The organism is Geodermatophilus arenarius, from assembly GCF_042654585.1.
In the GTDB taxonomy this organism is placed as follows: domain Bacteria; phylum Actinomycetota; class Actinomycetes; order Mycobacteriales; family Geodermatophilaceae; genus Geodermatophilus; species Geodermatophilus arenarius.
On sequence record NZ_JBHSGR010000018.1, the window covers coordinates 23,659 to 44,623 of the forward strand.

The following is a 20,965-nucleotide window of genomic DNA, read 5'->3' on the forward strand; positions in this document are numbered from 1 at the left end:
ACCGTAACCAGCAGCGCCCGGCCCCCCACCGGAGCGGGGGACCGGGCGCCGGGCTCGGTGACGTGCTGGAACGGCCCCGCTGCGGTCCCCGCGCCGAGCCCGCGAGGCGTGGGGGCGGCGGGGTCCTCTCAGAGCTGGGCGGCGGCCTCGACCGGGGTCAGGTCCTCGTCCATGGCCGAGACGAACAGGTGCTGGGCCACGCCCTGCGGCAGCGGGTGCCCGTCGAGGCTGATCGTGCCGTTCACCGACTGCGCCACCATCGTGGCGCCGGGTCGGATGCCCTGGTCGGCGAGCTGCCGGAGCAGCGCGGCGTCCTCCTGGAGCTGCTCGCTGATCCGCCGGATGGTCACCTGCCGGCCCTCGGCGGTCGCGGTGTTCGACAGCAGCGTCAGGGCGTCGAGGACGGCCGAGGTCTCCCCGCCGAGCGCGTCCAGGCCCGGGATCGGGTTGCCGAAGGGCGAGACCGTCGGGTTGCCCAGCAGGGACAGCAGCCGGCGCTCCACCGCCTCGCTCATGACGTGCTCCCAGCGGCAGGCCTCCTCGTGGACCTCGGCGTAGTCCAGGCCGATGACGTCGACGAGCAGGCACTCGGCCAGCCGGTGCTTGCGCATGACCGCGGTGGCGAGGGCGCGTCCGGTCTCCGACAGCTGCAGGTGGCGGTCGCCCTCGACGGTCAGCAGGCCGTCGCGCTCCATGCGGGCCACGGTCTGGGACACCGTCGGGCCGCTCTGGTGCAGCCGCTCGGCGATGCGCGCCCGCAGCGGGACGATGCCCTCCTCCTCCAGCTCGAAGATCGTGCGGAGGTACATCTCGGTGGTGTCGATGAGGTCGTTCACTGGCACTCCTCCGTGTCGGACCCGATCGTACGGTGCGCGGGGTCCCGTTCCGGGGATCGCGGACGGGGTTCCCGGGCGGGCGATCGAGGCCACGGCCGCGGTGCCGTGGAGGGGACGGCCGGAGGGCGCGGCGGTAGCGTCCGGACCGGGCACCACCCGCGCGGGCACCGGCCCAGGCGGCGCGCCCGGCGGGGACGGCGACAGGGAGGGCTCGTGAGCGACTCGGTGGCCGTCGTCTGGGACGACGCCCTGCTCGGCTACACGATGGGCGGTGACCACCCGCTGCACCCGGTGCGGCTGGACCTCACCATGCGGCTGGCCGACGGGCTGGGCGTGCTGGCGCCGGGCCGGGTGGAGGTGGTCCGTCCCACGCCGGCCGGCGAGGACCTGCTCACCCTGGTGCACGACCCCGCCTACCTGGAGGCGGTGCGGCGCGCGCCCACCCACCCCGACGAGGCGTTCGGCCTGGGCACCGCCGACAACCCGGTCTTCGAGGGCATGTACGAGGCGGCCGCGCTCATCACCGGCGGCAGCGTCCAGGCCGCCGAGCTGGTGCACTCCGGCCGGGCGCAGCACGCGGTCAACATCTCCGGCGGCCTGCACCACGCCATGCGCGACCGCGCGTCGGGCTTCTGCGTGTTCAACGACGCCGCGATCGCCATCGCCTGGCTGCTCGGCCAGGGCTACGAGCGGATCGCCTACGTCGACCTCGACGTGCACCACGGCGACGGCGTGCAGGCCGCGTTCTACGACGACCCGCGGGTGCTCACGGTGAGCGTCCACCAGACCCCGCTGACGCTGTTCCCCGGCACCGGCTTCCCCGAGGAGACCGGCGACCCCGAGAAGGCGCTGGGCACCGCGGTCAACCTCGCCCTGCCCAACGGCACCGACGACTCCGGCTGGCTGCGCGCCTTCACCGCTGTCGTCCCCAGCGTGGTGCGCGCGTTCGCCCCGCAGGTGCTGGTTACCCAGTGCGGCTGCGACGCCCACCACGAGGACCCGCTGGCCGACCTCGCGCTCACCGTCGACGGCCAGCGGGCCAGCTACCGGGCGGTGCACGAGCTCGCGCACGAGGTCTGCGACGGCCGCTGGGTCGCCCTCGGCGGCGGCGGGTACGGGTTGGTGCGCTGCGTGCCGCGGGCCTGGACGCACCTGCTCGCCGAGGCGTCGGGGGAGCGGCTGGACCCGGTGACCGCGATCCCGCAGTCCTGGCGCGACGACGTCGTCGCCCGCGGGCTGCGGGCCCGGCCGCCCACGCACATGACCGAGGGCGGCTACACCGGCTTCTCCGCGTGGGACCCGTTCACCGAGTCCCGCGTCGACCGGGCGATCTCCCGCACCCGCAAGGCGTCCTTCCCCTGGTTCGGCCTCGACCCGGACGACCCCCGTGACTGAGCAGCAGACCGTCGACCAGGCCCCAGCCGAGGTGGCGCCGCAGCCGCCCGCGCACTGGGAGGCCGACATCGTCGCCGCGGACGGCGGCACGGTGCACCTGCGCCCGATCTGCCCGGAGGACGCCGAGGGGCTGACCGGGCTCATGGACCGCAGCTCCGACCAGACCCGCTACTACCGGTTCTTCGGGCCGATGAAGCGGCTGTCGGACAGGGACCTGCACCGGTTCACCCACGTCGACCACGACACCCGCGTCGCGTTCGTCCTGCTGCTCGGCGACCAGCTGATCGGCGTCGGCCGCTACGACCGCCTCCCGGGCACCACCGAGGCCGAGGTCGCCTTCCTCATCGAGGACGCCCACCAGGGCCGCGGGCTCGGCTCGGTGCTGCTGGAGCACCTGGCCGCCGCCGCCCGCGAGCGCGGCATCACCACCTTCGTCGCCGAGGTGCTGTCGCAGAACGGCCGGATGGTCCGGGTCTTCCTCGACGCCGGCTACCAGGCCCGCCGCTCCTACGAGGAGGGCGTGGTCCACCTGACCTTCCCGATCGCCCCCACCGAGACCTCGCTGGCGGTCGCCTACGAGCGCGAGCAGCGCAGCGAGTCCCGGTCGATCGCGCGGCTGCTCACCCCGTCGTCGGTCGCGGTGGTCGGCGCCAGCAACGACGAGGGCAAGATCGGCAACCTCGTCCTGCGCAACCTGCTCGACTACCGCTTCGACGGGCCGGTCTACCCGGTCAACCCCGGCACCCGGCACGTGCGTGGCGTCCCCGCCTACGCCTCCATCGAGGACGTCCCCGGCGACGTCGACCTCGCCGTCGTCGCGGTCCCCGCCGACGAGGTCGCGGACGTGGTGGAGGCCTGCCGGCGCAAGCGGGTCCGCGGCCTGGTGGTCATCTCCGGCGGGTTCGGCGAGACCGGGCCCGAGGGCCGGGAGGCCGAGCGGCGGCTGGTCGCCGCGGCGCGGGCCTCGGGCATGCGGGTGGTCGGCCCCAACTGCCTCGGCATCGTCAACACCGACCCGGCGATCCGGCTCGACGCCAGCCTCGCCCCGCGGGTCCCCGGCCGCGGGCGGGTGGGCTTCTTCGCCCAGTCCGGCGCGCTCGGCGTGGCCCTGCTGGAGCGGGCGGCCAGCCGCAACATCGGCCTGTCGAGCTTCGTCTCGGCCGGCAACCGCGCCGACGTCAGCGGCAACGACCTGCTGCAGTACTGGGCCACCGACCCCGGCACCGAGGTCGTGCTGCTGCACCTGGAGAGCTTCGGCAACCCCCGCAAGTTCGCCCGGCTCGCGCGCAGCGTCGCCCGCACCAAGCCGGTGGTGGCGGTGAAGAGCGGCCGGCACGGCGGGCTCACGCCGGGCCTGGCCGGCACGTCGGTCGCGGTGCCCGAGCAGTCGGTGGCGGCGCTGTTCGCCTCGGCCGGCGTCATCCGGGTGGAGACCGTCGCCCAGCTGTTCGAGGTCGGCATGCTGCTGGCCCACCAGCCGCTGCCGGCGGGCGACCGGGTCGCCGTCGTCGGCAACTCCACGGCGCTGGGCGTGCTGGTCGCCGACGCCGTCCTCGACCAGGGCCTGACCCTGGCGCACGAGGCGCCGGTCGACATCGGCACCGCCGGCACCCCGGAGGCCTTCCGCGCGGCGCTGCAGGAGGCGGTCGACGACGACGGGGTGGACGCCGTCGTCGCGGTGTTCCTCCCGCCGCTGGTGCGGACCTCGCCCGACGCGTACGGCCGGGCGCTGCGCGAGGTGTCGCAGGGCTCGGCCAAGCCGGTGCTCGCGACGTTCCTGTCGGCGGAGGGCATCCCGCCGGAGCTCACCGTGCCCGACGACGAGGGCATGCCCGCCCGTGGCTCGGTCCCGTCCTACGCGACGCCGGAGCGGGCGGTCATCGCGCTGGCGCGGGTCGCCGAGTACGCCCGCTGGCGCCGCCGGCCGGCCGGCACCGTGCCCGAGCTGCCCGGCGTCGACGTCGACCGGGCGCGGTCGGTGGTGCTCGGCGTGATGGCGGGGTCCCCCGGGGGGCGGCAGCTCCGCGACGACGAGGTCATCGCCCTGCTGGGCGCCTACGGGGTGCCGCTGCTCGGCACGCGGACGGCGACCACCGCGGACGAGGCGGTCGCCGCGGCCGGCGCGATCGGCTACCCGGTGGTGCTCAAGTCGACGGCGCCGTGGCTGCGGCACCGCACCGACCTCGGCGGTGTGCGGCTGGACCTGCCCGACGCCGGCGCCGTCCGTGCCGCGTTCGAGGCCATCCCGGCCGGCGACCCGGTGATCGTGCAGGAGATGGCCGCGCCGGGCGTGGCCACCGTCATCGAGGTCGTCGACGACCCGTCGTTCGGCGCCCTGGTCAGCTTCGGCCTCGGGGGAGTGGCCACCGAGCTGCTCGGCGACCGCGCCTACCGCACGCTGCCGCTCACCGACCTCGACGCCGCCGAGCTGGTCCGCGCGCCCCGGGCGTGGCCGCTGCTCGACGGCTGGCGGGGGGCCGAGCGGGTCGACGTCGCGGCGCTGGAGGACCTGCTGCTGCGGGTGGCCCGGCTCGCCGAGGACCTGCCCGAGGTGCTCGGCCTCGCCCTGTCGCCGGTGATCGTCGGCCCGGCGAACCCCTGGCACGGCGGCCGGTCGCTCGTGGTCGCCGGCGGCACCGTGCGCGTCGGGCCGCCGACCGCCCGGGTCGATCCGGGTCCCCGCCGCATGCGCGACTGATCACACCGTCGGCCTCCGGCCGGCACCACCCGCGGAGCCCTCCGGCCCCGCTCGGGCACGACACCGCAGGGCGGGTCACCTCCGCCAGAACAGGTGGTGGGTGACGCCGCTCGGGCTGGGCACGACCTCGTGGTGGAAGCGGTCGAGCAGCTCGTCGGGCGAGGTCCACAGCCGGGAGCCGGCGCCCAGCTCGACCGGTGCGACGGCGACGTGCAGCGTGTCGACGAGGTCGGCGTCGAGGAACTGGCGGATCACCGTGGCGCCGCCCCCGAGCCGGACGTCGGCACCGCCGGCCGCCGCGCGCGCCTTCTCCAGCACCGTGGCCGGGTCGGCGTCGACGAAGTGGAACGTCGTGTCCGACAGCGTGAACGACGGCCGCACGTGGTGGGTCATCACGAAGACCGGCGTGTGGAACGGCGGGTCCTCGCCCCACCAGCCCTGCCACTCGAGGTCCTCCCAGGGGCCGCGGTGGGGCGAGAACTTGTTCCGGCCCATGATCTCGGCGCCGATGCCGTGCGCGAAGTCGCGGGTGAAGTAGTCGTCCAGGCCGCGGCTGCCGCCCGGCCGGGTGCGGTTGGGGAAGCTGGCCGTGGCGACCGCCCAGGCCATCAACGTCATGGGGTCGGCGTGCCCGAACGGCCGCTCCAGGCTCTGGCCCTCGCCGGCGCCGTACCCGTCGCTCGAGACGGTGAAGTTCTGCACCCTCAACAGCTGGCTCACGGTCCCTCCCTCGGTGTCGACGAGGGGCTGACCGCCGGCGGCGCCGGAACTCATCGGCGCGCCTGCCTCAGGGACGGCGGCCGGTGAAGGCGAGCAGCTTCGCCCGGTCGTCGGCGTCCTCGGGCACGGTCACCCGCGGGCCGTAGTGGCCGCTGCCGCGCAGCGCGGCGTCCCACGGCTCGATGCCGGCGAGGAACGCCGAGGCCTCGTCCGCGTCGATCGTCTCGTCCTGGCCGGTGGCGCGGGCGAGGTCCCAGGCGTGCACCAGGAGGTCCATGAGGCCGGTCATGGCAACGAGGTCCTCGAGCGGCATGTCCCCGGCCCGGGTGCTGGTCGGCCGGCGGGCGAGGTCCGGGTCGGCGAGCAGGGCCCGGATCGCGGCGTCGGTGGCCCGCCAGGCGCGCGCGGGGTCGTCGTCGACCGGGGGGTGCGCGGGCAGCGGGAGGTCCACCGCGGGGAAGTAGAGCGCGGGCATCCACTCCACCAGGTGCCGGACGACGTCGCGGGCCACCCAGCCCTCGCACGGCGCCGGGTCGTCCCAGCGTCCGGGCGGGACGCCGTCGACCCTGCGGCCGAAGTCGTCCGCGAGCCTCGCCCACCGCTCCGCCGTGCCCGCCATGGCCGCCTCCTCAACCTTTCGGTTGAGCACGAGCCTGGCCCGGGGCGCGACCCCTGTCAACGCCGAGAGCCGGCTCCCGCGAGGGGGAGCCGGCTCTCGGTGCGGCCCTCTGCAGGGTCCCGCCGCGAGCGTGCGAGCGGTGGGGGGCAGAGGGGTCCTTCGTCTACGCCAGGTAGTCGCGCAGGGCGTCGGCGCGCTGCGGGTCGCGCAGCTTGGCCATCGTCTCGCGCTCGATCTGGCGGACCCGCTCGCGGGACAGGCCGAACTGCTTGCCGATCTGCTCGAGCGTGCGGGGCTGGCCGCCGTCGAGGCCGAAGCGCAGCACCACCACGTCGCGCTCGCGCTCCTCCAGCGTGGAGAGGACGTTGCGCACGTCGCCCTTCATCATCTGGAAGGCCACCGCGTCCTCGGCCACCGCGGCGTCGGCGTCCTCGATGAAGTCACCGAGGCGGGACTCCTCGTCGGCGCCGACCGTCTGGTCGAGGCTGACCAGGTCCCGGCTGTACTCGAGCAGCTCGGTGACCCGCTCGGGCGTCATGTCGAGCTCGAGGCCGAGCTCCTCGGCGGTGGGCTCCCGCTCGAGCTCCTGGTGCACCCGCCGGCGGGTCCGCACGACCTTGTTGACCTGCTCGGCCAGGTGCACGGGCAGCCGGATGGTGCGGCCGGAGTCGGCCATCGCGCGGGTGATCGCCTGGCGGATCCACCACGTCGCGTAGGTCGAGAACTTGAAGCCCTTGGTGTAGTCGAACTTCTCGACGGCGCGGATGAGGCCGACATTGCCCTCCTGGATGAGGTCCAGGAACGTCATGCCGTGGCCGGTGTAGCGCTTGGCCACCGAGACGACCAGGCGCAGGTTGGCCTCGAGCAGGTGCCGCTTGGCGGCCTTGCCGTCGACCGCGAGGGCCTTGTAGTCGCGCTGCAGGGCAGGGGTGAGCTGCCGCTCGGCGAGCAGCCGCTCGGCGTAGAGACCGGCCTCGATGCGCTTGGCCAGCTCCACCTCCTGCTCGGCGGTCAGCAGGGCGGTCTTGCCGATGGTGTTGAGGTACACGCGCACCAGGTCGGTCGACACCAGGCCACTGGTGTCCGGCTCGCGGCGGGGCGAGCGGACCTCGAGGGCGTCACTGGGGGAAGACTGGAGGAGCGTCACGGGATGTCTTCGTCCTTGCTCGGAGTTCGGATGCGCCGCCGGCTGTCCGGTGGCGGTGGCGCACCCGCGTCGGGGGTGGGGCTCCGTTGTCCGGCGGGGCCCCCACGGTTCGTTCGTCCGTTGTGGTCCGTTGTGTTTCGCCCCGTACAACGGTCCCGACGGGGCCGGGTGTTCCACGCGGCCCGGGTTCACAGTGAACGCACAGGCCGTGTGTTCGGTCACCACCCGTACCCGTCCGGTCGCCGGGTCAGACCTCCAGCAGCAAGGTCATCGGCCCCTCGTTGACCGACGCCACCGCCATCCGCGCGCCGAACACGCCGGTCGCCACGCCGGTCCCGCGCCGCCGCAGCTCCGCCACCACCTCGTCCACCAGCGGCTCGGCGACGTCCCCGGGCGCGGCGGCGTCCCAGGACGGGCGGCGGCCCTTCCGCGTGTCCGCGTAGAGGGTGAACTGGCTCACCACGAGCACCGGCAGGCCGAGGTCGCCGGCCGAGCGGGCGCCGTCCCCGGTGGGGAACACCCGCAGCTCGTGGACCTTCCGGGCCAGGGTGCGGGCCCGGTCGGCGTCGTCGTCCCGGCCGACGCCGACCAGCGCGAGCAGGCCCGTCCCGATCTCCCCGACGACGGCCCCGTCGACGGTCACCGAGGCCGAGGACACCCTGCTCACCACCGCGCGCACCGACCCATCCTGCGCGAGCGGTGCGCGGCGGCAGGACCCCCTGGGCGGAACGGGTCAGCGGGCCGCCCCACCGGACACCCCCCGCAGAACCGCATCACTCGGGGCCCGGGGCGTGGGGACGGGAACCGCCGGCGGTGCGGGGACCCGGCCGGAACTCCCTCCGACCACCAGCGGAGGCAGGTGTCCTCCCCGACGGCCCGTCGCGGCCGAAGGTGACCACGGTGTCCGGCCGCACGTCCTCGGGCAGGGCGCGCACCGCCCGGCCGCCGTCGTCCGGAGGGACGGCGGCGCACCGCCCGTCCCGGGAGCCGAGCCACCGGTGGTCGGTGACGCCGACCGCGGCCAGGCTCGCCACCACCTCCAGCCGCCGCAGGTCGGCGACCGGACCGTCCCCCCTCCCGGCGAACTCGCCGTCGGTGGCGGTGACCACGACGACGGTCAGCCCCCGCGTCCCCGGCCTCGGCCATCAGCGCGGCCGACAGGTAGGCCTCGTCGTCCGGATGGGCCCAGACCCCAGGACCGTCCCCGGCTGGGACACCGTCAGCGTCTGCGGCACGGCCGCCTCCTCGTCCCGCACCGGTCGGGCCCGGTGCCTGCCCCGCCGGCCGGTCCGACCCGGTCCCTGGGTCGGCCAGGCGGCATCCCGTGTCCAGGGGCGGTCGCACCAGGGTCCTCAGGTCACCGTCGACCGGCGTCTCGACGCCCGGTGGCCCTGGTGGGACGCTCGGCCCGCGGGGCGGCAGCCGCCCCGCACCACGGCCAGCAGCATCGTCGAGGGGCCGCCGTGGACGTCGTCGAGGCCGGCGGGTGGACCATCGCCTACCACCGCGCGGGTGCAGGAGCGCCTCTGCTCCTCCTGCACGGCGCGTGGAGCGACGGCCGGGAGTGGCGGCCGCAGCTGGAGGGGCTGTCGGACGGGTTCGACGTGGTCGCCTGGGACGCGCCCGGCTGCGGTGCGTCCCCCGACCCGCCGGCCGACCTGACGCTGGCCGGGTACACCGACGCGGTGGCCGCGCTCGTCGGCGGGCTCGGCCTGGGCCGGGTGCACCTGTGCGGACTGTCGTTCGGCGGCGGGCTCGCGCTCGCGGTGTGGCAGCGCCACCCGGAGGTGGTCCGCTCCCTGGTCCTCGCCTCCGCCTACGCCGGGTGGAAGGGGTCGCTGCCCCCGGAGGAGGTCGAGGCCCGGCTGCGGCGGGTGCGCGCGGAGCTCGACCGCCCCCCGGCCGAGTGGGTCGACGGCTACCTGCCCGGCTTCTTCGCCGGCCCCGTGCCGCAGGAGACCCTCGACCTCGTCCGTGCGGTGGTGCTCGACGTCCGTCCGGCCGGGACGCGGTCGATGCTCACCGCGTTCGCCGACGCCGACCTGCGGGACGTGCTGCCGACCGTCGCCGTCCCGACCCTGCTGCTCCACGGCACCGAGGACGTGCGGGCGCCGCGGCCGGTGGCCGAGGCGCTGCACGCCGCGATCCCCGGATCCCAGTTGGTGCTCCTCCCCGGCGTCGGCCACGTCGTCAACCTCGAGGCCCCCGCGGCGTTCGACGCCGCCGTGCGCCGCTTCCTCCTCGCCGTGCCGTGAGCCCGGGACCGTGCCGTGAGCCCCGGGACGCCGCGGCGACACGGCGCTGCGCGCCTGGTGGGGCACGCTGCAGCGCCTCGGCGCCAGCTCCGGGACGGCCCGCCGCACGTTCGAGCTCTACCCGCGCATCGGCCTGCGCGACGTGCTCCCACCATCCGGGTCCCGGCCCTGGTGCTGCACCGCCGCGGTGACCTGGTGATCCCGATCGGCATCGGCCGGTACCTCGCCGACCACATCCCCGGCGCACGGCTGGTCGAGCTCCAGGGCGACGACCACCGCTTCTTCCTCGGGGACACCGAGGCCCCGCTGGCCGAGATCGAGCGGTTCCCCACCGGCACCCGCCCGGCGGCGCACCCCACCACGACCGTGCCGTCGACGGTGCTGTTCGTCGCCGTGGCGGGCTCCACCCAGCTCGTCGCGCGGGTCGGCGACGCCGCCCGGGCCTCCATCCGCGACCGGTTCCTCGCCCTGGCGCGCGCGGAGCCGTCCCGCTGGGGCGGGCACGGGGTCGGCGTCGCCGGGGACGGGAGGTGCTCGTCTCCGGCACGGTCCGGGACCCCGTCGTCGGCTCGGGGCTCGCCTCCGACGACCGCGGCGTCCCCGTCCTGCGCGACGTGCCCGGGAGCCGGCCGCTGTTCTCCGTCTCCGCCTGACGTCGGGCCCTATGCCCCGCCGCTCGCGCGCTCGGCGAGGAGGCCGCGGCAGACGGCGGGGAGGTCGACCAGCCCGACCAGCCGCCGGTCCTGCACCACGGGCGCGTAGACGACGCCGGCCGCGAGCATCTGCTCCGCGGCGTCGGCGACCGGCGTGTCCGGCGCAACCAGCACCATCGGCAGGAGGGGCAGGTCGGTGAGCCGCACCTGCTCGAGGTCCCGCCCGTCCGCGACCGCCTGGGCGACGTCGCCGTCGCAGACCAGGGTGACCGGCTCCTGCGTCGCGCCGTCGGTGACGACGACCAGCGCGTTGTCGTGGTGTTTCTTCATCAGCCACGCGGCCGCGGCCACGTGGGCGTCGCGCTCGACCGTCGTCACCGGGGGCCGCATCACCTCGCCGACGGTCACGTGGCCGGTGGTGGTCGTGGTCATCGGGTCCTCCTCTCGAGCGGGGCCGCCGCAGGAAGGGGAGCCCTCCAGGGGCTCGGCACGAGTCTGCTCCCGAGCACGGGCGCGGCACCAGCAGCACCGGGGGCCCGGTTGCCTCCCGGTGCCCGAGCAGCGGTGCGGGAGGAGCGGACGACCGTAGGCTGCAGGGAGACGCGGAGGTCGAGCGTGACGGTCCCTGGGGAACTGCGGCGTCGGGTCGCCGACATGGACTCGTTCCGCGCGGGTTTGGCGCCCCCCGGTCCTGGACCCGACCCCGTGCGCGAGGGCGTGTCCGGGTCGTCGGGCAAGGCGTCGCAGACGGCCGCGGAGCAGCGGGCGACCGGCGCTCCCCGGTCCGTGGGCCGGACCGACCCGGCTCCCGGACCGTCGGACCGCCGCGTCCGCGACCGTCACGCAGCACCGGGACGGGGGATGACGCCTGCCGAGCGAAGGAGGGTCGCATGGACCTCGAGGACGTCCGCCTGGCCGTCTACACCGGGTTCGCCCTGGAGGGCCGCCCACCGGCTCCCGACGAGCTCGCCCACCGGTTCGACGTGTCACCGCAGCGCATCCGCGACGCCCTGGAGCAGCTCGCGGCCGCGCGGCACCTGGTCCTCGACCAGGCCGGCAGCATCGTCATGGCCCACCCCTTCTCCGCCATCCCCCTCGGCTTCTCCGTGATGGGCAGCTCGACGCTGTGGTGGGGTGGCTGCGCCTGGGACTCCTTCGCGATGCCCCACCTGCTCCACCGGGAACCGGCACTGCTCGTCGCGACGACCTGCCCCGCCTGCGCGGCCCCGCACGCGTGGAACGTCACGCGCACCGCACCGCCGGAGGGGGACCAGGTCGCCCACTTCCTCGTCCCCGCGGCGCGGATCTGGGACGACGTCGTCCGCACCTGCGGCCATCAGCGGATCTTCTGCGGCGAGACGTGCGTCGACGCGTGGCTCGACCGGACCGGGAACGACCGCGGCTACGTCATGGACCTGACCACGCTCTGGCGCCTCGCCTCGGACTGGTACACCGGCCGCTTCGACCGCGGGTACACCCGCCGCGAGCCCGCCCGGGCCGCCGACTACATGCGCAGCGTCGGTCTCTCCGGCCCCTTCTGGGGGCTCTGAGGGGCCGACGGGCGGGTCCCCTCGACCTCCTCCGGGCCGGCCTGCGTCGAGGTCGGTGATCGCTCCGGATGCCCTCGTCGCACGGTGCGGCAGGATCGAGGGCGTGCCGAGCCTCCGCATCACCCAGGACGACGCCGCCGACGACCTGCTCGGCCGCGACCCGCTCGCCCTCGTCCTCGGCATGCTGTTCGACCAGCAGTTCCCGATGGAGCGCGCCTTCGCGGGCCCGCGGCTGCTCGCCGACCGCATGGGGGTGGACACGCTCTCGGCGGCCGCGATCGCCGACGCCGACCCCGACGTCCTGCTCGCCTGGTTCCAGGGGCCGCCGGCCGTGCACCGCTACCCGGGCTCGATGGCCCAGCGCGCCCAGGCGCTGTGCCGGCTGCTCGTCGACCGCTACGACGGCCGGGCGGAGGGCCTGTGGGACGGCGTCCCGGACGGCGCCGCGCTGCTGCGCCGGATCGGCGAGCTGCCCGGCTTCGGCGCGCAGAAGGCGAAGATCCTCGTGGCGCTGCTCGGCAAGCAGTACGGCGTGACCCCGCCGGGGTGGCGCGAGGCGGCCGGGTCCTACGGCGAGGAGGGCTCGCGCCGGTCGGTCGCCGACATCACCGGCCCGGAGTCGCTGGCCGAGGTCAGGGCCGCGAAGCAGGCCGCGAAGCAGGCCGCCAAGCAGGCCGCCGGGAAGGCGGCCGAGGAGGCGGCGGAGCAGGCCGCCGGATAGGCGGCGGGGAGTCCGTCGCGACACGCTGGATCTGGCCCGCGATCGTCCGCGGAGGCACCTGCACAGCCCCTGTCCCGGTGGCACCATGGGGGCCGGACCGGGGATCCCCGGGGCCGGCCAGCAGGGACCGGACCCGGCCGCGAGGCGACAGCGTCGGGCCCCGGGCCGGCGGAGGGGATGGGTGTCCGTGGCCTCGAGCCAGCAGTCCGCACGACCCCGACGGTCGGAGCCGGTGCTCATCACGCAGGCAGAGCCCAGCCTGGCCGAGCAGCACGCGGCCCGGAAGAAGCGGTACGTCCTCACCATGGCCGTCCGCGCCGTCGCCCTGGTGCTGGCCGCGGCGACCTACCAGATCCTGTGGCTGGCGATCGTGTTCGCCGTCCTCGGCACGGTGCTGCCGTGGATCGCCGTAGTCATGGCCAACGACCGGCCGCCGAAGAAGAAGCTCGACGCCCACCGGTACCGGGCGCCGCAGCCCGACCGCATCCTCGACGACCCGGCCCGCCGCCGGCGCGCCATCGAGGGCGGCACCGTCATCGAGGGCTGAGCCCCTGCCTCCGAGCCTCCTCAGCGCGCGCCCGGCCGGCCGACCACCTCGGCGGCCCGGGCCAGCCCCGCGTCCAGCGCGGCGGCCGGGTCGGCGTCCGGCCCGCCCAGCCACACCGCGAGCAGCCCGGCGGTGAACGCGTCCCCGGCGCCGGTGGTGTCCACGACCCGGGCGGGGCGCGCCGGGCGGTGCAGCACCGCGGTCCCGGCGGCCCACAGCGCCCCGTCGCCCCCGAGGGTGACCGCGACCGCGCCGTGCCGGGCGGCCAGCGCCCGCGCGGCGTCGGTCACGTCCGCGCAGCCCGACAGCAGCCGCGCCTCGTCGGCGTTGGGCAGCAGCAGGTCGACGCCGGCGGTGTCGGCCAGCCACCGGTCCACGCCGTAGCCGGCCAGCGGGCCCGTCGACGCCGGGTCCAGCGACACCGTGCACCCGGCCGCCCGGGCCGCGGCCAGCGCCGCGAGCCCGGCCGCGCGGGGGCGCTCGTCGAGCAGCGTGTAGCCCGACAGGTGCAGGTGGGCGCCGGGCAGCGGCGGCGGGAGGTCGTCGGGCCGCAGGTCCAGGTTGGCGCCGCGGTCGGCGAGCATGCTCCGCTCCCCGTCCGGCTCGACCAGGCTGACGATCGTCCCGCTGGCCGCGCCGTGCACGGTCCGCACCGCCAGGCCCACCCCGGCGGCGGCGAGCTCGGCGAGCAGCGCCGCGCCGGCCGGGTCGTCGCCCACGCACCCGGCGAGGGTGACCGGCACCCCGAGCGCGGCCAGGTGCGCGGCGACGTTGGCCCCCGCCCCGCCCCCGCGGGTGCGGATGGCGGCCGGCCGGTCCGAGCCCGGCGCCGGCTCGCCGGACAGGACGGCGACGACGTCGGTGGCCAGGTCGCCGACGACGACGACCGGGCGGGTGCTCAGCGGGCCGCGGCGGCCAGCGCGGCCGCGATCCGCCCGGCGAGCTCCGCGTTGCGCAGCACGAGCCGCACGTTCACCGCGAGCGTCGCGCCCTCGCTGGCCCGGTGCAGGTGGTCGAGGACGAACGGCGTCACCGCCTTGCCGCGCACCCCGGCGGCCTCGGCGGCGGCCAGCGCGTCGGCGATGACCCGGGCGTGCAGCTCCGGGTCCAGCTGCTCGTCGGCCGGCAGCGGGTTGGCGACGACGACCGCGCCCGGCGCCACCGCGCGCCGCGCGGCGAGCACCGCGGCCGCCTGCTCGGGGGACTCGACCGCCCAGTCCACCTGGGCGCCGGAGTCGGCGACGTAGAAGCCGGGGAAGGTGCGGGTGCCGTAGCCGACGACGGTCACCGAGAGGCTCTCCAGCCGCTCCAGCGTGGCGGGGACGTCGAGGATGGACTTCACGCCGGCGCAGACGACGGCCAGCGAGGTGCGCGAGAGCGCGGTGAGGTCGGCGGACTCGTCGAAGGTCTCGGCCGACTGCCGGTGCACCCCGCCCAGGCCGCCGGTGGCGAACACGCCGATCCCCGCGGCCTCCGCCAGCAGCGCGGTGCTCGAGACGGTGGTGGCGCCGGACAGGCCGAGCGCGGCGGCCACCGGCAGGTCCCGGACGCCGAGCTTCGCCAGGTCGGGGTCGGCGCACACCCGGTCGACCTGCTCGGCCGTCAGCCCCACGTGCGGCACGCCGTCGAGCACCGCGATCGTGGCCGGCACCGCGCCGCCGGCCCGCACGGCCGCCTCGACGTCGTCGGCGGCGGCGCGGTTGTCCGGCCGCGGCAGGCCGTGGGCGAGCAGCGTGCTCTCCAGGGCGACGACGGGGGCGCCGGCGTCGAGCGCCCCGGCCACCTCCGGGGAGAGGGTCACGGGTGCGGTGGCGGCACGGCGGGGCTCGGTGCGGGGAGCTTCGGGGGGCACCCTGCCATCATGGTGGGCGGGGCGGTCGCGCCCGGCCACCACCTCCGCCGGAGGACGCCGGGGTGCCCGCGCAGGAGACGTCCCCGAGCCAGGGAGAGACCGTGAGCAGCACCGACCTCCTCGAGAAGCCCGACGTCCGCGACTCGGACACCGGCGACGCCAACGAGGTCTTCCACTACGTCCGCAAGAACAAGATCGCCGAGAGCGCCGTCATGGGCACGCTGGTCGAGGCGCTGTGCGGCGAGGTGTTCCCGGTGACCAAGTCGCCCAAGCCCGGCAGCCCCGTCTGCCCGGCCTGCAAGGAGATCTACGAGCAGCTCCGCAAGGACTAGCGGAGTCCGAGGCGCTTGGCCTCGGCCTCGAGTTCGGCGGCGCGGCGGCGCTGCGCCCGGCGGGTGTGCCGGCGCAGCGGCGCCGGCCACCGCTCCTGGACGGTCGCGTTGAGCTCGGCGCCGAGCAGCACCGCCATCCCGAAGAAGAACAGGAACAGCAGCGCCGCGATCGGGGTCGCCAGCGCGCCGTAGGGCAGCGCGGCGACCAGGATGTCGGACACGTACAGCCGCAGCACCGTCGCCGCCACCATGAAGAAGCCGACGGCCAGCAGCGTGCCCGGCAGGTGCCGCCGCCACGGCAGCCGCCGCGGCAGGACCACGTGGTAGAAGCTCGTCAGCGCGAGCAGCAGGCCCACGACCACCACCGGCCAGTAGACGGCGTTGATCAGCACCGTCGCCGTCTCGTGCCACTCCGGCGGGAGCAGCCCGACCAGCACCCCGCGACCGAGCACCAGCAGCGGCAGCATGACCACGGCGAGCACGAGGCCGACGACGAACAGCCACAGCGCCATGAGCCGGGTGGCGATCGGGCCGCGGACGTCGCGCTGGTCGTAGGCGATGACGATCGTGTTCATGAACGTCGCTGTCGCCGAGGACCCGGCCCACAGGGTGAGCAGGAAGCCCACGCTCACGACGTCGAGCCGGCCCGAGGTCAGGATGTCGCTGAGCGTGGGCCGCACCAGCGAGTCGACGACGTCGGCGGTGAGCACCTCGCTGGAGGCGTCGACCAGCGTGTCCTCGATCGTCTGCACCGACTGCGCGCCGATCCAGTCACCGAGGAAGCCGAGCGACCCGAGCAGCGCGATCAGCAGCGGCGGCACCGAGAGGATCTGCCAGAACGCCGCCTCGCCGGACAGCCCGAGGATGCGGTCCTGCCAGGCCTTGGCCACCGTGCGCCCGAGCACCTGCAGCGGCACCCGGACCACCGGCGGCCAGTGGTCGAGGCGGCCGGGGGCCGGGAGGTCGGCGCGGCTGGCGCCGGCGGGGGGCGGGGCGGCCGCGGGGGCGTGCGTGTCCTCCGCGGCCCCGTCGGTGCTTGACCGCCCGCCGGCCCGCACGGTGCTCACCAGGCCAGTGTGCACGCCCGGCGCCCGCCCCTGCCGCCGACGGGGCGGGGCCGGGCGCCGGTGGACCCGGTCGGGGAGCGGGGTCAGGCCGTGGGCCCCGCCGGCGGCGTGCCGCCGTCGGGCGGAGGTGCGGCCGGGTCGGCAGCCGGCGCCGGGGCGACGCAGCGGATGACCGCCTCGGCGGCGTAGCTGGTCTCGAACGTCTCCCGCCTGATCTCCGAGCCGCTCTGCAGGTCGCGGAACACCCGGGTCACGGTGACGTCGAAGCCCTGCACGCCGGACTGCGGGATGCAGTCGCCGTCGTCGACCTTCTCCTGCACCGCCGGCTGCCGGTAGTTCGTCCGCGGGCCCTCGATCGCCTCGATCTCGTAGCGCCGCGTCCCGTAGAAGGTCACGGTGATCGACCCGCCGGAGGCCCCGGGGGTCCACCGGGTGTCGACGAAGATGCCGGTGTCGGAGTCGTTGCGCCACTGCAGGTCGATCTGGCCCTCGTACACCGTGGCCTCGCGGCCGGCGGGGTAGCGGCTGATGTAGAAGCTGTGCGGCTTGTGGTAGACGTCCTCGAGCCCGGCGAAGAAGACCGCGTTGAACATCGTGGTGGCGAACTGGCTGATGCCGCCGCCGACCGCCGTCGACAGCTCGCCGCCGCTGATCACGTTGGCCGGCACGTAGCCCTGCGCGGTGCCGCGCGGGCCGGTGTGGGTGTTGAGGCTGAACGTCTCGCCGGGGAGCACCAGCGCGCCGTCGACCTCCTCGGCCACCGTCCGGATGTTGGTGGCGCTGGCGTTGTTCGTCGTCGTGGTCGTGAAGGAGCTGACCTCCTCGACGATGCCGAGCGCCTGCGCCTCCTCGGTGGTCAGCTCGGCCGGCACCGGGCCCAGCTGCGCGGTGACCGTGCGCGGCGCCGGGTCGTCCAGCACCTCGAGCAGCTGGCCGGACAGGGCCTGCGGGTCCACGCCGGTGCCGTCGACCGACGGCACGACCCGCACGCCGTCGCCCACGACCTCGAAGCGGGCGTCCTGCGCCGGCTCGCCGAAGGCGGTGAAGTCCTCGGCCATGGCCGACTGCAGCGCCGCCGGGTCGACGGCGACGGCGAGCTCGCCGCCGTCCTGCGGGGTGAACGTCAGGGACGCCGCGATCGCCTCGACCGGGACCTCGACCGAGGTGCCCCCGTCCTGGCTGGTCACCGTGACCGGCGCGGCGAGCGCGGGGGTGACGGTCTCGTCGAGGACGCGCTGCGCCTCCTCCGTGCCCACCCGCACCGGCTCGACGTCGACCGGCAGCTCGATCGGCGTCTCCGGGTCGCCGCCGGAGGCCAGCGCCGCGGTGATCGCCTCGGCGGCGCCCTCGCGGTCCAGCGTCCGGCCGTCCACCGGCTCGACCAGGGTCGGCGTGGTGCCCTCGATCGCGATGGTCGCGTCGACCGGCACCCGGTCCACCTGGGTGGCGATGGTGTCGACCTGGGCGACCAGCGCGGTGTCCTCGCCGGTGATGACCGGGTCGACCTCGCGCTCGCTGAACAGCGACACCAGGCGGGTCCAGGGGTTCAGCGGCTGGTCGTCGGCGGCGTCGACGGTCGCGTCCACGTCGAGGGTGATGCCGGCGGTGGCGGGGGACAGGGTGGCCTCGACGTCGTCGGCGACGACGACGTGGTCGGCGGCGACCCGGGGGGCGAGGTCCTGCTCGAGCCGGTCGGCGGCGGCCGCGGGGGACAGGCCGCCGACGTCGATGCCGGCCACCACCGTGTTGCGGGGGACGTCGTCCCCGGCCACCAGCACGTCGACGCCCCAGGCCAGCCCGAGGACGGCGAGCAGGCCGGCGGGGGCCAGGACGGCGGGCCGGCGCCAGCGGGGACGGCGGGCGCCCGCGGGCGGCTCGCCGGGACCGCCGCCGTCGCCCCGGCCGCCGCCGGAGCCGGGCGGGGGGACGGGGGGAGCGGCGGGCGGCCGGGGAGCCGGCGGGTCGGCCGGGACGGCGGCGGCACCGCCGAGGACGACGGTGTCCGAGGCGTCCCCGGCGGGAGCCTCGGCAGCGGCCGGCTCGACCGGCTGGGTGGTCCGCTGCCCGGTCTCCGGCGCGGCCGGGCCGCCGGTCAGCGCGACGGTGTCGTGGACCGGGTCCGGCCCGGGCGTGTCGCCGGTGTCCGGGGCGGGCTGCTCCGGTGTGTCGGCGGGGGCGGCGGCCGGCGGAGGGGGTGCGTCGGGCCCGACGGGACCGCGGTCGCGGGGGACCGGGCGGGTGTCGTCGGACAGGCCCGCGTGCGCGTCGGCGTCCGCCTCGGGGGCGGTGCCGGTCGACGGGGAGGAGGCAGGGGGCTGCGGCATCGGGGGTTCCTCGGGTCGCCGTCGACCGGGGGACCCCGGGAACGACGGAGCCGCCGGGTCCCCGTCCGCGTCAGGCGGATCGGGGACGCCGGCGGCGGCGTCGGGTGAGGGCATCATCGCGGTGAGCGACGATAGCGCCTCTCTCAGTGTGCGAGGCGCTGCTCGCCGTCGGTCTCGATGATGTCGACGGCGATGTCGCGGAGCTTGGACTCGTACTCGCGGGCGTGGTGCCCGCAGAACACGAGGTCGCTGCCGCTGGCGAGCACGACACGCACCTTGGCCAGTGCGCCGCACCGGTCGCAGTGGAAGGGCACGACCAGGTCGTCGGCGGCGGGGGTCGTCGTCAGCGTCTGGGTCATCTGGGTCATCACTCGCTCTCTACCGCACGGACCCGCTGCTGCGGATCGGCCTCCTGCACAGCGCCAGGATGGATCCTCCTGTTCCCGTGCCTCGTGTCACTGCGGGCGACTCGCCGGGTTCCGGTGAGCCGGTGACCGCTGGGACCGGTGGGGACGGTGGTCAGCAGGGACCTCTGGGTGGTGCCGGTCTGTTGGTGGTGCTGGGTCGTTCCGGGCGCCGGGCTGGTTTCCGGCTGTGGGTCCGCTGCTGTCTCGACGTCGCCCACGCTACGCCGTCTACCCGGCCGGTGCCGCCGTACACCGCGCCGTCCGCCCGGCAGGGTGAGATCGTGACCATCCCGCAACGCGGCCGGCACACGCCGACGGCCGGCACCCGTGCTGGGTGCCGGCCGTCAGGTGACGTCCTGGAACGGCCCTCCTGCAGGGGCCCGCCGCGAGCCTGCGAGCGGTGGGGGCAGGAGGGTCCTTCCTCAGTCGAGGTAGTCGCGCAGCACCTGCGAGCGGCTGGGGTGGCGCAGCTTCGACATCGTCTTGGACTCGATCTGCCGGATCCGCTCGCGGGTGACCCCGTAGACCTGGCCGATCTCGTCGAGCGTGCGCGGCTGGCCGTCGGTGAGGCCGAACCGCAGCCGGACCACGCCGGCCTCCCGCTCGGACAGCGTCTGCAGCACGCTGGTCAGCTGGTCCTGCATGAGGGTGAAGCTGACCGCGTCGACGGCGACGACCGCCTCGGAGTCCTCGATGAAGTCACCGAGCTGGCTGTCGCCCTCGTCGCCGATGGTCTGGTCGAGGCTGATCGGCTCGCGGGCGTACTGCTGGATCTCCAGCACCTTGTCCGGGGTGATGTCCATCTCCTTGGCCAGCTCCTCCGGGGTGGGCTCGCGCCCGAGGTCCTGGAGCAGCTCGCGCTGGATGCGGCCGAGCTTGTTGATGACCTCGACCATGTGCACCGGGATGCGGATGGTGCGGGCCTGGTCGGCCATGGCACGGGTGATCGCCTGCCGGATCCACCAGGTGGCGTACGTGGAGAACTTGTAGCCCTTGGTGTAGTCGAACTTCTCGACCGCGCGGATCAGGCCGAGGTTGCCCTCCTGGATCAGGTCCAGGAACGCCATGCCGCGGCCGGTGTAGCGCTTGGCGAGGGAGACCACCAGGCGGAGGTTGGCCTCCAGCAGGTGGTTCTTGGCGCGCTCGCCGTCGCGGATGATCCAGTTGAGGTCGCGGCGCATCTGCGGGGAGAGCTTCTGGCCCTCCTCCTCGACCTGGCGCATGCGCTCGGCGGCGTACAGGCCGGCCTCGATGCGCTTGGCGAGGTCGACCTCCTCCTCGGCGTTGAGGAGGGCGACCTTGCCGATCTGCTTGAGGTAGGCGCGGACCGAGTCGGCCGAGGCGGTGAGCTCGGCGTCCTTGCGGGCCTGCCGCAGCGCCTCGGACTCCTCCTCGTCGTCCCACTCGAAGTCGCCGCCGCCCTCGGCGGTCTCCTCGGCGGCGGGCGCCTCGGCCTCGGCGCCGTCGGGACCGGCGACGACGGTCTCGTCGATGGTGAGGCCCTCGGCCCCGGCGTCGACCACCGCGACGGCGGAGTCCTCGGACGCGACGGCGGTCAGCACGGTGCCCTCACCGGTACCGGGGGAGGGGCTGATGCTCGGCTTCGCGGCTCCCTTGGGGGCGGCCGTCTTGGCCTTGCCCGTGGCGGCCCGCTTGCGTGCGGCGGGCTTGGCCGGCGCGTCGTCGGCGACGCCGACGGTGGCGCTGGTCCGGGGAGACCGGGTGCTCGCGGCGACCGTCTTCGAGCGGGTGCTGCTCGCGGCGGTGTCGTCCGGTGCAGGCTTGTCGGCGGGCACTCAGGATCCTTCCCGTGCTGGGTGCGTTCCCCGGGGGCGGTGTGAC

At 75.6% G+C, this 20,965-nt stretch carries 22 protein-coding genes; 8 read left to right on the forward strand and 14 right to left on the reverse strand.

Annotated elements, in window-relative coordinates; all coding sequences use genetic code 11:
• Positions 1–128: 128 nt before the first annotated feature.
• Entirely contained in the window at positions 129–836 is a 708-nt protein-coding gene (locus ACFO3M_RS15975; RefSeq protein ID WP_387990778.1) for a metal-dependent transcriptional regulator, read from the reverse strand.
• Between the two features lie 213 nt (positions 837–1,049).
• On the opposite strand from ACFO3M_RS15975, the gene ACFO3M_RS15980 reads away from it, so the two are divergent.
• Together ACFO3M_RS15980 and ACFO3M_RS15985 are read left to right on the forward strand one after the other, a co-directional pair.
• On the forward strand, positions 1,050–2,231 hold the full coding sequence (locus ACFO3M_RS15980; RefSeq protein ID WP_387990780.1) for an acetoin utilization protein AcuC: 1,182 nt from the start codon (positions 1,050–1,052) through the stop codon (positions 2,229–2,231).
• Positions 2,224–4,929 (forward strand): bifunctional acetate--CoA ligase family protein/GNAT family N-acetyltransferase, encoded by a 2,706-nt coding sequence (locus ACFO3M_RS15985; protein WP_387990781.1) that lies wholly within the window; start codon positions 2,224–2,226, stop codon positions 4,927–4,929. Before ACFO3M_RS15980 ends, ACFO3M_RS15985 begins: the two co-directional genes overlap by 8 nt.
• Positions 4,930–5,004: 75 nt before the next feature.
• Here the strand turns inward: ACFO3M_RS15985 and ACFO3M_RS15990 are convergent, their stop codons facing one another.
• The 5 genes from ACFO3M_RS15990 to ACFO3M_RS16010 form a co-directional block, all read right to left on the reverse strand.
• The gene (locus ACFO3M_RS15990) at positions 5,005–5,649 is read right to left on the reverse strand and encodes a dihydrofolate reductase family protein (protein ID WP_387990784.1); all 645 of its coding nucleotides are present in this window, start codon (positions 5,647–5,649) and stop codon (positions 5,005–5,007) included.
• Between the two features lie 67 nt (positions 5,650–5,716).
• Positions 5,717–6,268 (reverse strand): TIGR03086 family metal-binding protein, encoded by a 552-nt coding sequence (locus ACFO3M_RS15995; protein WP_387990787.1) that lies wholly within the window; start codon positions 6,266–6,268, stop codon positions 5,717–5,719.
• 163 nt (positions 6,269–6,431) lie between these two features.
• Positions 6,432–7,415, reverse strand: coding sequence for an RNA polymerase sigma factor SigB (sigB, locus tag ACFO3M_RS16000; protein ID WP_387990790.1), 984 nt, complete (start codon positions 7,413–7,415; stop codon positions 6,432–6,434).
• A gap of 247 nt (positions 7,416–7,662) precedes the next feature.
• Positions 7,663–8,094, reverse strand: a complete 432-nt coding sequence (gene dtd, locus ACFO3M_RS16005) for a D-aminoacyl-tRNA deacylase (RefSeq protein WP_387990793.1) — start codon at positions 8,092–8,094, stop codon at positions 7,663–7,665.
• A 94-nt stretch (positions 8,095–8,188) separates the two neighbouring features.
• Positions 8,189–8,536, reverse strand: a complete 348-nt coding sequence (locus tag ACFO3M_RS16010) for a PIG-L deacetylase family protein (protein ID WP_387991034.1) — start codon at positions 8,534–8,536, stop codon at positions 8,189–8,191.
• Positions 8,537–8,878: 342 nt separating this feature from the next.
• Between ACFO3M_RS16010 and ACFO3M_RS16015 the strand changes: the two genes are divergently transcribed.
• A complete protein-coding gene (locus ACFO3M_RS16015) occupies positions 8,879–9,670 on the forward strand; it encodes an alpha/beta fold hydrolase (RefSeq protein ID WP_387990796.1) in 792 nt (263 codons plus the stop codon).
• Between the two features lie 117 nt (positions 9,671–9,787).
• Here ACFO3M_RS16015 and ACFO3M_RS16020 read toward each other — a convergent pair whose 3' ends face one another.
• A complete protein-coding gene (locus ACFO3M_RS16020; RefSeq protein ID WP_387990799.1) occupies positions 9,788–9,946 on the reverse strand; it encodes a hypothetical protein in 159 nt (52 codons plus the stop codon).
• Positions 9,947–10,200: 254 nt separating this feature from the next.
• On the opposite strand from ACFO3M_RS16020, the gene ACFO3M_RS16025 reads away from it, so the two are divergent.
• Complete coding sequence (locus ACFO3M_RS16025; protein WP_387990802.1) at positions 10,201–10,323, forward strand: hypothetical protein; 123 nt, start codon at positions 10,201–10,203, stop codon at positions 10,321–10,323.
• Between the two features lie 9 nt (positions 10,324–10,332).
• Here ACFO3M_RS16025 and ACFO3M_RS16030 read toward each other — a convergent pair whose 3' ends face one another.
• On the reverse strand, positions 10,333–10,755 hold the full coding sequence (locus tag ACFO3M_RS16030; protein ID WP_387990805.1) for a CBS domain-containing protein: 423 nt from the start codon (positions 10,753–10,755) through the stop codon (positions 10,333–10,335).
• A 458-nt stretch (positions 10,756–11,213) separates the two neighbouring features.
• On the opposite strand from ACFO3M_RS16030, the gene merB reads away from it, so the two are divergent.
• The 3 genes from merB to ACFO3M_RS16045 all read left to right on the forward strand — a co-directional run bounded on the left by merB (position 11,214) and on the right by ACFO3M_RS16045 (position 13,141).
• Entirely contained in the window at positions 11,214–11,873 is a 660-nt protein-coding gene (merB, locus tag ACFO3M_RS16035; protein ID WP_387990808.1) for an organomercurial lyase, read from the forward strand.
• Positions 11,874–11,976: 103 nt separating this feature from the next.
• Entirely contained in the window at positions 11,977–12,594 is a 618-nt protein-coding gene (locus ACFO3M_RS16040) for an HhH-GPD-type base excision DNA repair protein (RefSeq protein ID WP_387990811.1), read from the forward strand.
• A 232-nt stretch (positions 12,595–12,826) separates the two neighbouring features.
• The gene (locus ACFO3M_RS16045) at positions 12,827–13,141 is read left to right on the forward strand and encodes a DUF3099 domain-containing protein (protein ID WP_387990813.1); all 315 of its coding nucleotides are present in this window, start codon (positions 12,827–12,829) and stop codon (positions 13,139–13,141) included.
• A gap of 20 nt (positions 13,142–13,161) precedes the next feature.
• Here ACFO3M_RS16045 and ACFO3M_RS16050 read toward each other — a convergent pair whose 3' ends face one another.
• Positions 13,162–14,043, reverse strand: coding sequence for a carbohydrate kinase family protein (locus tag ACFO3M_RS16050; protein ID WP_387991037.1), 882 nt, complete (start codon positions 14,041–14,043; stop codon positions 13,162–13,164).
• Positions 14,040–14,942, reverse strand: coding sequence for a pseudouridine-5'-phosphate glycosidase (locus ACFO3M_RS16055; protein WP_387990815.1), 903 nt, complete (start codon positions 14,940–14,942; stop codon positions 14,040–14,042). Before ACFO3M_RS16055 ends, ACFO3M_RS16050 begins: the two co-directional genes overlap by 4 nt.
• A gap of 152 nt (positions 14,943–15,094) precedes the next feature.
• On the opposite strand from ACFO3M_RS16055, the gene ACFO3M_RS16060 reads away from it, so the two are divergent.
• On the forward strand, positions 15,095–15,325 hold the full coding sequence (locus ACFO3M_RS16060; protein ID WP_387990818.1) for a DUF3039 domain-containing protein: 231 nt from the start codon (positions 15,095–15,097) through the stop codon (positions 15,323–15,325).
• On the opposite strand, the gene ACFO3M_RS16065 is transcribed toward ACFO3M_RS16060, so the two are convergent.
• From ACFO3M_RS16065 to ACFO3M_RS16080, 4 genes are all read right to left on the reverse strand, one after another.
• Positions 15,322–16,392, reverse strand: coding sequence for a YihY/virulence factor BrkB family protein (locus ACFO3M_RS16065; protein WP_387990821.1), 1,071 nt, complete (start codon positions 16,390–16,392; stop codon positions 15,322–15,324). The two genes, ACFO3M_RS16060 and ACFO3M_RS16065, sit on opposite strands and share 4 nt — an antisense overlap.
• 83 nt (positions 16,393–16,475) lie before the next feature.
• Positions 16,476–18,716: a VanW family protein gene (locus ACFO3M_RS16070; protein ID WP_387990824.1), complete on the reverse strand. Its 2,241-nt coding sequence runs from the start codon at positions 18,714–18,716 to the stop codon at positions 16,476–16,478.
• A 143-nt stretch (positions 18,717–18,859) separates the two neighbouring features.
• Positions 18,860–19,084, reverse strand: a complete 225-nt coding sequence (locus ACFO3M_RS16075) for a DUF7455 domain-containing protein (protein WP_143108228.1) — start codon at positions 19,082–19,084, stop codon at positions 18,860–18,862.
• A 461-nt stretch (positions 19,085–19,545) separates the two neighbouring features.
• A complete protein-coding gene (locus tag ACFO3M_RS16080) occupies positions 19,546–20,919 on the reverse strand; it encodes an RNA polymerase sigma factor (RefSeq protein WP_387990828.1) in 1,374 nt (457 codons plus the stop codon).
• Between the last annotated feature and the right edge of the window lie 46 nt (positions 20,920–20,965).

Excerpts from the sequence above, each read along its gene's own strand:
- merB (WP_387990808.1), top strand. The coding sequence starts at position 11,214 with ATGGACCTCGAGGACGTCCGCCTGGCCGTCTACACCGGGTTCGCCCTG.
- ACFO3M_RS15995 (WP_387990787.1), bottom strand. The coding sequence starts at position 6,268 with ATGGCGGGCACGGCGGAGCGGTGGGCGAGGCTCGCGGACGACTTCGGC.
- ACFO3M_RS16030 (WP_387990805.1), bottom strand. The coding sequence starts at position 10,755 with ATGACCACGACCACCACCGGCCACGTGACCGTCGGCGAGGTGATGCGG.
- ACFO3M_RS16070 (WP_387990824.1), bottom strand. The coding sequence starts at position 18,716 with ATGCCGCAGCCCCCTGCCTCCTCCCCGTCGACCGGCACCGCCCCCGAG.
- ACFO3M_RS16075 (WP_143108228.1), bottom strand. The coding sequence starts at position 19,084 with ATGACCCAGATGACCCAGACGCTGACGACGACCCCCGCCGCCGACGAC.